Origin of the sequence: Nocardioides sp. AX2bis, from assembly GCF_902506435.1 — a bacterium.
In the GTDB taxonomy this organism is placed as follows: domain Bacteria; phylum Actinomycetota; class Actinomycetes; order Propionibacteriales; family Nocardioidaceae; genus Nocardioides.
The window spans coordinates 256,475-269,477 of the sequence record NZ_LR733215.1 but is presented as its reverse complement, the minus strand read 5'-3'; the positions used below and the strand labels follow the sequence as shown (position 1 = coordinate 269,477).

Genomic DNA, 13,003 nt, shown 5'->3' with positions numbered 1-13,003 from the left:
GTCGTGGAGCCAGGGTAGGGCAGTCACGTGAGAGCGTTTCTCACCCAGGAGACCCGCCGAGATGACGCTTGCGGCGCACCGAGGTGACGCTCGCGGCGCGTCGAGATGACGTTTCCGGACACCGGCCGGCCGGCCCCGCTCGTACGGGACGGGGTCAGCGCAGGCGGACCAGGTAGCGCGCCGCCCGGCGGGCGTCGGCCGAGCGGTCCTCCCAGGTGACCCCCACGGCGGTGAGCAGGGCCCCCGCGGCGGCGAGCAGGAGCCACTGCGGGACCACCGCGGCGTACGGCGCCAGCTCGGCTAAGACCAGGACGGCGCCGGCCGCACCGCCGACGACCACGGGGGCGCTCCAGCGGAGCCGGGCACCGGCGAGCAGCAGCACCAGGCAGCCGAGCCCGAGGGCGGCGGCGCGCGGCGAGACCGGGTCCTCGGCCAGCACGACCAGCAGCGAGGGCAGCGTGGCCAGGACGAGCCCGGGCAGCAGCGTCGTCCGGGTGGCCGCGGCAGGGTCGCGGCGGAGCCGGACCACGCCGACCGCGACCAGGACGAGCGCCGTCGGGAGCGTGTACGCCTCCGGGGCGCTGACCCCGAGGTCGGCCAGGCGTACCCAGGTGGCGGCGGCCAGCAGCAGCCCGCCCGGCCACGCCAGCAGCCGGCGGGAGGGGTGCAGCCCGGCGCTCGCGGTGAGCAGCGCGCCGGCGAGGGTGAGGTGCACCGCGAGCGAGACCGACGCGGAGCCGACCGCGGAGGTGGCCGGCGACGCCGCGAGGGCGGCGAGCGCGACGACGGTGGCGGGCACGGCGGCCGCGGTGGCGCCGAGCGCGACGGCCAGGCGCGGGCGGAGCACCGCGAGGACACCGACGACCAGCAGCACCGGGAGCGCGCGGTCGGCGACGGCGAGGTCGACCACGTCGGCGACCGACCAGGCCAGGCCGCCGAGGGCGAGCGGGAGCGACGCGGCCGCGACGGTCCGGGTCCGGGTGCCGGCCTCGTCGGTCAGCGCGAGGACGGCGGCGACGGCGGCGACCGGGACGAGGACGAGCGCCGTCAGGGCCGCGCTGGGCAGCGCCGCGAGCAGGGCGGTGCCGGCCGCGACCGTGGCAGCCAGGAGGAGGGGGGTGCGGTGGCGTCCGCCAGGGCCGGCCAGCACCAGGGCGGCCGCGACCAGCGCCGGGACCGCGGCCACGGCGACGACCAGGGCGAGCGGCACGGGGAGGCAGGCCAGGGCGACCGCCGCGGCGGGGACGGGCAGGGCGACGACGGCGGCAATGGCGACGGCCGGGAGCCTGGTCGGGCGGTGCCGCGCGGGGAGGTGGACCGCGCCGGCGAGGGCGAGCAGGCAGACGGTCGGCACCAGCAGGGCCGGGGTGGTGGCGGTGACGGCCGAGCCGAGCACCGCGTCGAGCGGTGCGGCGCCGGGGGAGCCGACCCGCTCGACCAGCCGGCCCACGTTGCCGACGGCCGAGGAGACCAGGTCGAGCGCGACGAGCCCGGCGGGGAGGGCGAGGACGAGCTGGGGTGCCGCGATCGCCGTGGTCCAGCGACGGGCGGGGGCGGCGGCGACGGCGGCAGCGGCGACGGCGAGGGCGCTCCAGGCCGCCAGGCCGACCAGGCACCCGACCAGCAGCGCGCCGGCGCCCTCGTCGGCCAGCGGCACCACGGCGAGCAGCGTCAGCAGCAGCGCCGAGACCGCCGCGGCGGCCGGCCCGGCGACGCGCGACCGGCGTACGGCGGGGTGGGCCAGCGGGAGGGCGGCGAGCAGCCCGGCCGACAGGAGGCCGGCGCCGGCACCGTCGAGGACCAGGCCGCGCACGGAGGGGTCGGCGGCGGCGTCCGCGAGACCGACGGTGGTCAGGCCGAGCCACCAGGCGGCGGCGACGACCGCCGCCGCGTCGGCGCCGGCGTGCAGGTCGAGGCGGTGGGCGAGGCCGGCGAGGAGGGCCGCGGCGAGGACGGTCGCGGTCGCGGTGCTGGTCAGGTGGCCGGTGCCGGCGACGGTGCCGCCGGCGAGGAGGAGCAGCCCGATCGCGGTGCCGACCTGGGCGGCCACGGGGGCGCTCCCGCGGTGGCGGGTGACGGCCACGAGCGCGGCGGCGGTCAGGCCGGAGGCGGTGCCGACCACGGCGGTCGTGCCGCCGGCGCCGAGGTCGCCCAGCCAGCCCGAGGACCGCATGCCCAGCACGTCGAGGGCGACCAGACCGAGGGCGACGGTGGTGAACGCCTCGGCCGCGACCGGCAGCGGTCGGCGGGCCAGCACCACGGCCGCGGTGGCGGCCGAGCCCGTGAGCGCGACCAGGACCGCGGTCCGGCCCTCGACGCCGAGCCACGACCACGCCACGGCCAGGAACGCGACCGCCGCCACCAGCAGGCAGGCGGCGCCGAGGCCGAGCAGGACCCGGGGGACCGACGAGCCGCGCAGGCCGGTCGGGCCCGCCGACGGTGCCGGCGCCGGGACGCCGGCCGCGGTCGCGGGCACCGGCGCGGTGACCGGTGCCGAGGCCCGCAGGACGGCCAGCAGCTCGTCGGCCCGGGTCAGCGTCGCGAGCAGCGCCGCGGCCGTCGGGCCGCGCAGCGGCAGCGCGCAGGTCGGGCACTGTGCCGGCGCGTGGGGCAGCACGGTGCGGCAGTCGGGGCAGGAGCCGGGGTCGGCGTAACGGGCCATGGGTCCAGTACGTCGCACCGCGCACCCTCGCTCCCAGGGTCGTCCTACTCGACCTCCTGAGCAGGACTACTCAGCCGAGATGACGTTTGCGGACAGCCGAGATGACGCTTGCGGCGCCTCGAGATGACCCTTGCGGACACCTCGCCGGCGCCTCAGCGCCGCGGGAGCCCGAAGTCGGTGTGCACCCCGGGGCTGAACGCGACGTGGTCGGGCGCCCGGTCGAGCAGCTCGCCGAATCCCACCGAGGCCAGCAGCCCGTCGGCGAGGTCGACCACCTCGGCGTCGTGCAGCGGCCACGGCTCGTGCGAGTTCGGGACGACCAGGGTCCGGCCGAGCACGGCCGTGTGCAGCCGCCACCGGGCCGAGACGAAGTCGTCGAGCGCGTCCGCGGCCCGCGGCGCCCCGACCCGTACCGAGACGCGGCTCCGCCCCGACGTGCCCGGCCAGCGCAGCCGCGCGGTGTAGGTGTGCACGTCGCCCTGCGGCCCCGGCCCCGTGCCCGGCGCCCGGTGGTGCTGCATCCGCGCCCAGCGGTACGGCACGTTGAACGCCGCTCGTGCGCCCAGCACCACCAGCAGCCGGTCGGCGTCCAGGCTCACGAACACCACACCCCGACGCCCCCGCTCGTCGACGGAGTAGAGGCGCACGTTCGTCTCCAGGAACGTGCCGGCCCACGGCACGCTGGTGCGGCGGCCGGGGCCGGCGTCGACCATCCGGAACGGCACGAGTCCGACGTACGTTGCGCCCTCGTGGACGTCGGGGCGTACGCCGGGCGGCATCAGGTGCGCCACGCGCTCCGGTGGCACCGCCCAGTGCAGGTACGTCAGGTCGCGCCAGTCCTGGTTCATCAGCGTCGGCCCGGTCAGCGACGGGGCGAGCGGGTCGACGGGCTCGGGGCGCATGCTGCGAGTGTGCCCTCGACGACCCCGCGACCGGGGAGGTGAGCTGCTCCGAGGCGCCGCAACCGTCATCTCGAGGCGCCGGAACCGTCATCTCGGCTGTCCGCGAGCGTCACCTCGGCGGTGGGGCTACCGTCGCCGTCCGAACCACCCATCACCCCTCACCCACCACCCCTCACCCAGGAGCAGCCGTGGCCCCGTCCCGCCCCCGCGTCGTCCGCGCGGTCCCCGGCGCCCTGTCCCGGGGGCGCGAGCGCGTCACCGGGGTCTGGTCGCACCGGTTCCCGACCGTCGCCGTGACCGGGATGACCGGCGTCGGGAAGTCCGAGCTGGTCGACCACCTGGTGGGGCGCCCGCAGCCCGGCGGCACGCCCGAGGCCGGCTCGGCGGTCCTGGAGCGGAGGGTGCGCCGCGGAGGGCGGCTGAAGGGGTTCCGCTTCCGGGTCGTGCCCGGCGAGAACGCCGCCACCCGGCTCGGCGCCCTCGACGAGGTCTTCCACGACGACCCGGTCGACGGCGTCCTGCACTTGGTCGCCCACGGCCACGCGACCGGCCGCCGCCCCGCCGGCACCACCGGGCCCGCACCGGTCACCCGCGAGCAGCAGCTGGCCGCCGAGCTCGAGGACTGGACCGTCACCGCGCACCGGATCGCCGCGATGGCCGTACGCCGGGAGCGTCCCACCTGGCTGGTCGTGGTGGTGACCAAGGCCGACCTCTTCGCCGAGGACCTCGACGACGTCGTCCGCTCCTACTCCCCGGGCAGCGGCACGCCGTTCGGCGACCGCCTCGACGAGCTGCGGGCGCTGGCCGGCGCGGCCAAGCTGTCCATCGACGTGCTGCCGGCCTGCAGCCACCTCGAGGAGCACGCCAAGGGCGTCGACCCCGCGGTCACCCCGAAGCAGCGTGACGCCTACCTCGAGGCGCTGCGGGCGCGGATGGCCCAACTCGCGGGCCACGTCTGACTCAGAAGTCGCTCTTGCGGATCAGGGCGTGGATCCCGGTCGTCCGGTCGACGACCTGCGAGCACTGGAAGTCCGCGGCGGCCGAGAGGTAGGCGTACGCGACCGGGCCGGCGAGGCCCACGTCGTCGGTGAGGAACGCCATCGCCTGGCGCACCGCCGCCTTCATCGCCACGTCCAGGCTGGTCTCGTTGCCGCCGTTCTCGGGGCCGTCGGGGTCGGACAGCCCGATCGGCACCCAGTGCCGCTGCGTCTCGGCGAACGGCCCGTCGAAGGCCGGCGAGGGGGCGCCGCGCTCGCCCTTGGCGACCACGCTGAGCCGGAAGGTCGGCCGCAGCGAGCCCTCCATCGCGGTGAGCGCGACCTCGCCGTCGCCCTGGGCCATGTGCGGGTCCCCGCTGTAGAACATCGCCCCGGCGACCTGCACCGGGAGGTAGAGCGTCGAGCCGACCTGCAGGTCGTTGATGTCGATGTTGCCGCCGGCGTCGGTCGGCGGCACCGAGTCGACCAGGGCCGAGGTGTCGCGCGCGACGCCCATCATCCCCATGAAGGGCGCGAGCGGGAACCCGACCGGCACCTCCCCGGGCAGCCGGGCGCGGTCGCCGTCGACGCGGGTGAAGACGCTGATGTTGCCGCCCTCGTTGAAGTACGGCGTGGCCGCCGGGTCGTCGACGAACTGCTCGGGGTACTCCCCGGGCAGCGCGCCCTTGCCGTGGCGGTTGGAGATCACGCCGTACGGCACCCGCAGCTGCAGGCGCAGCACCTCGATCTTCAGCACGTCACCGGGACGGGCGCCGCGCACCGCGACCGGCCCGGTCACCACGTGCGGCCCGGGACCGTCGTGCGGCGTCGTGGCCGCGACCGCGATCGCGTCGTCGAGCACCTGGCGTCGCGGGACGCCCTGGTCGGCGAAGAACGACCGTGGGTCCTGGCCCTGGTCCTCGAGCAGGCCCTCGTGGCTGATCGTGTCGAGGGTGACCACCGAGCCGCTGCGCACGCTCGCGACCGGGCTGCTGTCGCGGTTGGGCAACCGGCCCCACAGCACCTCGTCGGCCTTGGCGGGGACGTAGCGGCCGGGCGTGCGGCCGGTGCCCGGCTGCAGGATCCGGGGCTTGCGGCGGCCCGGCGCGGCGGCGGCCGCGGCGGCGGGGCCGCCGGCCGCGGTGCCGGCGAGGGCCCCGCCGGCGAGCGCGCCGCCGGCGCTGGCGCGCAGCAGGGCGCGGCGCCCGAGCAGGGACCCGATCGAGCGGGCGAGCTCGTCGTGGTCGGCGGCGTGGAGGTGGTGGACGGACGGCACGGAGGTCTCCTGGGGGTCGGTACGAGCGTCGTGGTGGTGCGGCGGTCCAGACCACCAGCGTCGTGTTGCCGACGTGTTCCGTGCCCGCGTCGGCGCGGTTGCCTCTCGACGGTCCCGCTCGACGGCCCCGCCTGCCGGCCGCGCCGCGCGGCGTAGCGTGCGCGGCATGGAGCGCGAGATCACCCCGGACCTGGTGGAGCGGCTGACCAAGGAGCTCGAGGCGGACCCGCGCCACCGGCTCCTGCAGAACGCCGTCACCCGCAACCACGTCGACCAGGTGGCCCTGGACCACCAGCTGGCCCGGTCGATCGACCGGACGATGAGCCACCAGCTCGACGACTGGACGGCGACCAACCAGAAGCAGTCCGGTCGCTGCTGGATGTTCGCCGGGCTGAACCTGCTGCGCGTCGGCGCGGCGCAGCGGCTGGGGATGAAGGAGCTCGAGCTCAGCCAGAGCTACCCGCTGTTCTGGGACAAGCTCGAGAAGGCCAACCACTGGCTCGAGTCGGTGCTGGCCACGGCGGACCGCGACGTCGACGACCGTACGGTGGCGCACCTGCTGTCGGCCCCGACCGAGGACGGCGGGCAGTGGAACATGTTCCTCGCGCTGGTCGCCAAGCACGGCCTGGTGCCCCAGTCGGCGATGCCGGAGACGGTGTCGTCGTCCTCCACCCGCCAGCTGAACCGCGACCTCGCCACCGTCCTGCGCCAGGCCGCCCGCGACCTGCGCGGCGCGGCCGCCGGCGGGGCCGACGCGGCGGCGCTGGCCGAGGCCAAGGGCGACGTCCTCGAGGTCGTCCACCGGATGCTGTGCCTGCACCTCGGCACGCCGCCGACCAGCTTCACCTGGCAGTGGCGCGACACCGACAAGACCTTCCACCGCGACGGCGAGCTGACCCCGCAGGAGTTCGCGCAGCGCTACGTCACCGTGCCGCTCGACGACTACGTCTGCCTGGTCCACGACCCGCGGGAGAGCAGCCCGTACGGCCGCACCTTCACCGTCGAGCACCTCGGCAACGTCGTCGGCGCCCCGCCGGTGGTCTACCTGAACGTCGAGATGGACGTGCTGAAGCGGCTGGCGCGGGAGGCGATCGTCGGGGGCGCCGACGGTCAGCCGGGGGAGCCGGGGGAGCCGGGGGAGCCGGTGTGGTTCGGGTGCGACGTCGAGCCGATGCGCGAGGCCGAGAACGGCTACTGGGACGCCGCGCTCTTCGACTACGACGCGCTCTACGGCTCCTCGACGACGATGACCAAGGCCGACCGCCTGCACCACCACGCGACCGCGATGACGCACGCGATGCTGCTGACCGGGGTCGACGTGGTCGACGGTCCCGACGGGCCCACCGCCCGCCGCTGGCGGGTGGAGAACTCGTGGGGCACCGACAAGGCCGACAAGGGCTTCTGGACCATGAACGACTCGTGGTTCGGCGAGTACGTCTTCGAGATCGCGGTACGCCGCGACGCGCTGCCGGCCGACCTGCGCGCGGCCCTCGACCAGGAGCCGCTCGTGCTCCCGGCGTGGGACCCGATGGGGGCGCTCGCGCGCCAGGGGTGACCGCCGGGTGACGGTGGACACGTGTGCACCGACCTGTCGGGTCTGGTAGGACCTCTCCATGAGCCAATCCACCGTCCTGGTCACCGGCGCCGCCGCCGGCATCGGCCGCGCCATCGCCCTCACCTTCGCCCGGCAGGGCTGGACGGTCGGTGCCTACGACGTCGACGAGGCCGGCCTGGCCACGCTGGCGACCGAGGTCGAGGGGCTCGGCGGCACCGTGCGTACGGGCCGGCTCGACGTCACCGACGCCGGCGCCTTCGCCGGGGCGGTCGACGCGCTGGTCGGCGAGACCGGTCGGCTCGACGTGCTGGTGAACAACGCCGGGGTCCTGGTCGGCGGCTGGTTCGCCGACCAGGACGTCGAGCGGCACCGCCGCGAGGTCGACATCAACGTCGGCGGCGTGCTGAACGGCTGCCACGCCGGGTACGAGCACCTGCGCACCACCGCGGCTGCCCACGGCCGGGCGACCGTGGTCAACATGGCCTCGGCCTCCGCGATCTACGGCCAGCCCGAGCTCGCCAACTACAGCGCCACCAAGTTCTACGTCCGCGGGCTCACCGAGGCCCTCGACCTGGAGTGGGGCCGGCACGGGGTGCGGGTCGTGGCGATGTGGCCGCTGTTCGTGCAGACCGCGATGACCACGACGCTGAAGACCGGGACGACCTCCTCGCTGGGGATCCGCCTCGGCCCGCAGGAGGTCGCCGACGCCGTGTGGGCCGCGGTCCACCCCAGCCGCCCGCGTGCGGCCATCCACCAGGTCCACTTCCCGGTCGGCCTGCAGACCCGGGCGCTGTCGCTCGGCTCGCGGTTCTCGCCGGGCTGGCTGACCCGGGTCGTCAACCAGCGCCTCGGCGGCGGCCACTGACCTTCGGGACGGAGGACCCAGAACCGTTGCCTGTGTCGGCGGCGCGCCCTACTCTGCGGCAACCGCCCCGCCGATCGGCTCGGGGCCTGGAACCTCTTGGGAGCACCATCGTGTCCTCACGTCTCACCCCCCGTCGCCGGCTCGGTGCCGGCGGCCTGGCCCTCGGTCTGGCCCTGGGCGTCACCGCGGTCGGCACCACCGGCACCGGTACGGCCTCGGCCGCCGAGAAGAAGAGCGACAGGTCGGTGGCCCTCGGGCCGTCCGCCGACCAGCTGTCGCGCCAGCTGCAGCGCGCCACCAAGCCGCAGGGCGTGCGTGAGCACCTGCTGCGCCTGCAGGCCATCTCCGACGCCAACGGCGGCAACCGCTCGACCGGCACCCCCGGCTACCAGGCCAGCAAGGACTACGTCGTGGACCGGCTGCGCGACGCGGGCTACCGCCCGCAGGTGCAGCCGTTCACCGTCGACGTGTTCCGGGAGAACGCCCCGAGCGAGCTCGAGCAGGTCTTGCCCGATCCCACGACCTACGTCGGCGACGAGGACTTCGCGGTCATGGAGTACGCCGGCTCGGGCGACGTCACCGCCGAGGTCGTCGTGGTCGACACCGACCTGAGCCCCAGCGCGACCTCGACCAGCGGCTGCGAGGACGCCGACTTCGCGGGCTTCCCCGCGGGCTCCATCGCCCTGATGCAGCGCGGGACCTGCGGGTTCGTCGACAAGGTCACCAACGCCGGCGAGGCCGGCGCGGCCGCCGCGATCATCTTCAACCGCGGCACCGAGGGCGAGGACGGCGTCCTCAACGGCACCCTCGGCGGGCCGGGCGACTACATCCCGGCCGTCGGCGCCAGCTACGCCACCGGGCTCGACCTGGCCGACGACGGCACCGTGGCCCGGGTCGCGGTCGACGCGGTCTCCGAGAGCGCCCGCACCTGGAACGTCGTCGCCGAGACGCCGTACGGCAACGGCGGCAACGTCGTCATGGCCGGCGCGCACCTCGACAGCGTGGCCGAGGGGGCCGGCATCAACGACAACGGCTCCGGCTCCGCCGGCCTGCTGGAGCTGGCCGAGGCCGCCGCCGAGCGCGGCTACTTCCGCAACACCGTGCGCTTCGCCTGGTGGGGCGCCGAGGAGCAGGGCCTGTTCGGCTCCGACCACTACGTCAGCGACCTGAAGGCCGACAACCCGGGCGCGCTCGCCGACATCCGGATGTACCTCAACTTCGACATGATCGGCTCGCCGAACTTCGCGCGCTTCGTCTACGACGGCGACGGCTCGACCGGCGGTCCCGAGGGCCCGGCCGGCTCCGCGGCCATCGAGAAGACCTTCCGCAAGCACTTCCGCGGCAAGGACCTGGCCTCCGCCCCGACCGAGTTCAACGGTCGTAGCGACTACGGGCCGTTCATCGCCGAGGGCATCCCCGCCGGTGGTCTGTTCAGCGGCGCCGAGGGCGTCAAGACCGACGAGGAGGCGGCCCTGTTCGGCGGCACGGCCGGCGAGGCGTACGACGCCTGCTACCACCAGGCCTGCGACGACATCAGCAACGTCAACATGCGCGCGATCAACCAGTTCACCAACGCCATGGCCGACGCCACGGCGCGCTACGGCACCAGCACGAAGGCGCTGAACGCGGACTACGAGCGCACCTCGCGCCCGTTCACGCCGCGCAGCGACGCCGCCCGCCGCTGACGCGGCAGGCCTGCGCAGCAACCGCAGCACGCACGACAGGACGGCCCCGGGACCACGGTCCCGGGGCCGTTCCCCGTCGTGCGGTGTCAGGGGTTCCGGTGTCAGAGGGTGCGGTGTCAGAGGGTGCGGAGCAGGTCGCGCATCCGGTCGACCTCGGCGGACTGGCCGGATGACACGTCGAGGGCCAGCTCGGAGACCTGGAGGGCGCTGCCGGCCACGGTGACGTCGTCGGCCATCGTCACCGCGCCCTCGTGGTGGGCGATCATCCCGCGCAGGAAGAGGCGGTCGAAGCGCGCGCCCTGCGCCGCGGCGAGGGTGTCCATCTGCTCGGGGCTGAGCATGCCCTCCATGCCGGCCATCGACGACATGTCCATGCCGTCCATCCCACCCATGTCCTCGGGGGCGAGGCCCTGCTCGGTCATCCACGCCGACATCAGCCGGATCTCGGGCAGCTGCGCCGCCCCGATCCGGTCCGCCAGTGCCCGGACCCCGGGGTCCTCGGCGCGGGTGCGCGCCAGCGCCGCCATCTCGAGGGCCTGGCTGTGGTGCGGGACCATCATCTGCACGAAGGTCGCGTCCTCGGCGTTCCACGGCTGGGGTGCCTGCTGCTGCACCGCGTCGCCGGTGGCGTTCGGCTCACCGGGCCCTCCGGGCTGGAGGACGACGCCCTCGGAGGGGCTCGGCGGGGTCGACGCGGACGGTGCGGCGCGCGGCGTACCGGCGTCACCCCCGCTGTCGGAGGCGCAGCCGGAGAGCCCGGCGACGGCCACGACGGCCAGTGCGGCGAGCGAGGAAATGCGGACCCGAGTCTTTACATTCATCTCCCGGGCACGGTACGACATACCCACCCATCAGAGCACCACTCTCTCGGAAAGGTTCGGTGCCTCGTGTCTCGGGACCGCTCACTGCACCCTCAGCACCCCTCGCGATCATCGCTTCGCCGCCCCCTGCTCGCCGGCGCGCTCCTCACGGCCGTCGTCGCCGCGACCGTCCCCGCCGCCCTCACCTCGGCCTCGGCCGAGGAGGACGCCGCCGCCGCGGCCAGCTCGACGGCCGGCTTCTGCCCGCCGGCGCTCGCCCGCCAGCTCAACAGCGCGGCCGACCGCTTCGGCGTCGGCTGCGACGTCGCGGGCGACTCGGCGGCCGCACAGGCCGAGATCCCGTCCGGCGAGATGGACATGAGCGCCAACATGGAGCTCATCGCCAACGTGCCCAAGCAGGGTGCGTTCGCCGCGGAGACCGCCTACAACTCCGACCTCGCCTTCCGGGGCAAGTACGCCTTCGCCGGCAACTACGAGGGCTTCACCGTCTACGACATCAGTACGCCGGCCGACCCGGTCCAGGTCGCGCAGGTCGTCTGCGCGGGCTCGCAGAACGACATCTCGGTCTCGGGCGACCTGCTCGTGCTGAGCGTGGACTCGAGCCGCAGCAACGACACCTGCACCTCGCTGCCCCAGTCCGCGGAGGACCAGAAGAGCTGGGAGGGCATCCGGGTCTTCGACATCAGCGACCCGACTGCTCCCGCGTTCGTCTCGTCGGTCGAGACCGCCTGCGGGTCGCACACCCACACCCTCGCGCCGAGCGACAACGGCAAGCAGGTCTACGTCTACGTGTCGTCCTACGGCCCGCAGAACGTCTTCCCGGACTGCCGCCGTCCGCACGACAAGATCAGCGTCGTCAAGATCACCCGCGCGTTCCCCGAGGGCGCGCAGCTGATCAGCGAGCCGAAGATCTTCCCCGAGGGTGGCAACCCGACCGGCAACTACTCCTCCACGACGAGCGGCTGCCACGACATCACCGCGTACCCGAGCAAGGACATCGCGGCCGGCGCCTGCATGGGTGACGGCGTGCTGATGGACATCTCGGACCGGGCCAACCCGGTGGTGACCGAGACGGTCCGCGACCGCAAGAACTTCGCGTTCTGGCACTCCGCGACCTTCAACAACGCCGGCACCAAGGTCGTCTTCACCGACGAGCTCGGCGGCGGCGGCGCGGCGACCTGCAACCCGGACGTGGGCCCGACCAAGGGCGCCGACGCGATCTACTCGATCGGCAAGCGCGGCCAGCTGAACTTCGGCAGCTACTACAAGATCCCGCGCACCAACTCCGAGAACGAGAACTGCGTGGCCCACAACGGCTCGCTGATCCCGGTCAAGGGCAAGGACGTCATGGTGCAGGCCTGGTACCAGGGCGGCATCTCGGTCTGGGACTTCACCAACGCCGCCAAGCCCAAGGAGATCGGCTGGTTCGACCGTGGCCCCATCTCGGACGCCCGTCTCGTGCTCGGTGGCTCCTGGTCGGCCTACTGGTACCGCGGCCACATCTACAGCAACGACATCCAGCAGGGCCTGGACGTGCTGAAGATCGAGGACCCGCGCCTGACCCCCCTCGCGCGCCAGCCCAAGGGCGGGTTCAACCCGCAGTCGCAGCCCAGCTTCAACGGCTGACCTGACCCAGCCTCCTCACCGCGGCCGCGGCCCCCACGGGGGTCGCGGCCGCGGTGCGTCTGGGCCCGGGTGCAGGCCCGGTGGTCGAGGAGCGGGAACTGGCCCCGGTGGTCGAGGAGAGCGGTGGCCCCGGGGGTCGAGGAGCGAGCGGCAGCGAGCGTCACGAGACCTCGACCTGTGACTTTCACGCACCTGGTGCGTGAAACGGTCAGGTCGACGTGCGGGGGTCTGCGCCCGGGCGGGTTGATCCCGTGGTCGACGACCGAGCGCCGGCGGCCCGGTGGTCGAGGAGCGAGCGCTAGCGAGCGTCACGAGACCAGTCGCGGTGAGTCGATGTGCGATCTGCGTGCACCCGATGAGTGCAGATCACATCGACCACGGCAGCCGGTGACCCGGGCCGGCGGGGGCGGTCGGGTTGCGATCCGGTGTCAGCAGGTGGCACCGGATCGCGAGTCGAGAGCCCGAGGGCGCGGGGGCGCCGGTACCGGCGCTCCCGGTGGTCGACGAGCGGAGGCCAGCCTTCGGCGGTCGAGAAGCGGAGGTCAGCCCTCGGTGGTCGAGGAGCGAGCGAAGCGAGCGTCACGAGACCGGTCGCGGCAGCGGGTGGGCCGCGGTGGCCGGGGGAGGTCCGGGC

At 74.6% G+C, this 13,003-nt stretch carries 9 protein-coding genes; 5 read left to right on the top strand and 4 right to left on the bottom strand.

Translation table 11 applies throughout. From position 1 onward, the window contains the following. Window positions 1–154: 154 nt before the first annotated feature. On the bottom strand, window positions 155–2,662 hold the full coding sequence (locus tag GV155_RS01320; RefSeq protein ID WP_160004546.1) for an SCO7613 C-terminal domain-containing membrane protein: 2,508 nt from the start codon (window positions 2,660–2,662) through the stop codon (window positions 155–157). A gap of 152 nt (window positions 2,663–2,814) precedes the next feature. Then, the gene (locus GV155_RS01315) at window positions 2,815–3,564 is read right to left on the bottom strand and encodes a YqjF family protein (protein ID WP_160004544.1); all 750 of its coding nucleotides are present in this window, start codon (window positions 3,562–3,564) and stop codon (window positions 2,815–2,817) included. A gap of 188 nt (window positions 3,565–3,752) precedes the next feature. Between GV155_RS01315 and GV155_RS01310 the strand changes: the two genes are divergently transcribed. Beyond that, complete coding sequence (locus GV155_RS01310; RefSeq protein WP_160004542.1) at window positions 3,753–4,523, top strand: hypothetical protein; 771 nt, start codon at window positions 3,753–3,755, stop codon at window positions 4,521–4,523. Window position 4,524: 1 nt separating this feature from the next. On the opposite strand, the gene GV155_RS01305 is transcribed toward GV155_RS01310, so the two are convergent. After that, entirely contained in the window at window positions 4,525–5,817 is a 1,293-nt protein-coding gene (locus tag GV155_RS01305) for an acetamidase/formamidase family protein (protein ID WP_236553814.1), read from the bottom strand. A gap of 166 nt (window positions 5,818–5,983) precedes the next feature. Here GV155_RS01305 and GV155_RS01300 point away from each other — a divergent pair, with 166 nt between their 5' ends. From GV155_RS01300 to GV155_RS01290, 3 genes are all read left to right on the top strand, one after another. Further along, window positions 5,984–7,372, top strand: a complete 1,389-nt coding sequence (locus GV155_RS01300; protein ID WP_160004540.1) for an aminopeptidase C — start codon at window positions 5,984–5,986, stop codon at window positions 7,370–7,372. A 58-nt stretch (window positions 7,373–7,430) separates the two neighbouring features. Continuing rightward, complete coding sequence (locus tag GV155_RS01295) at window positions 7,431–8,237, top strand: SDR family oxidoreductase (protein ID WP_160004538.1); 807 nt, start codon at window positions 7,431–7,433, stop codon at window positions 8,235–8,237. Window positions 8,238–8,347: 110 nt separating this feature from the next. Then, window positions 8,348–9,922 carry a M28 family peptidase gene (locus GV155_RS01290; RefSeq protein ID WP_160004536.1) on the top strand — a complete coding sequence of 525 codons (1,575 nt, stop codon included), beginning with the start codon at window positions 8,348–8,350 and terminating at the stop codon, window positions 9,920–9,922. A 116-nt stretch (window positions 9,923–10,038) separates the two neighbouring features. Here GV155_RS01290 and GV155_RS01285 read toward each other — a convergent pair whose 3' ends face one another. Beyond that, complete coding sequence (locus GV155_RS01285; RefSeq protein WP_160004534.1) at window positions 10,039–10,743, bottom strand: DUF305 domain-containing protein; 705 nt, start codon at window positions 10,741–10,743, stop codon at window positions 10,039–10,041. A gap of 66 nt (window positions 10,744–10,809) precedes the next feature. Here GV155_RS01285 and GV155_RS01280 point away from each other — a divergent pair, with 66 nt between their 5' ends. Continuing rightward, window positions 10,810–12,369 (top strand): LVIVD repeat-containing protein, encoded by a 1,560-nt coding sequence (locus GV155_RS01280; protein WP_160004532.1) that lies wholly within the window; start codon window positions 10,810–10,812, stop codon window positions 12,367–12,369. Window positions 12,370–13,003: the final 634 nt, after the last annotated feature.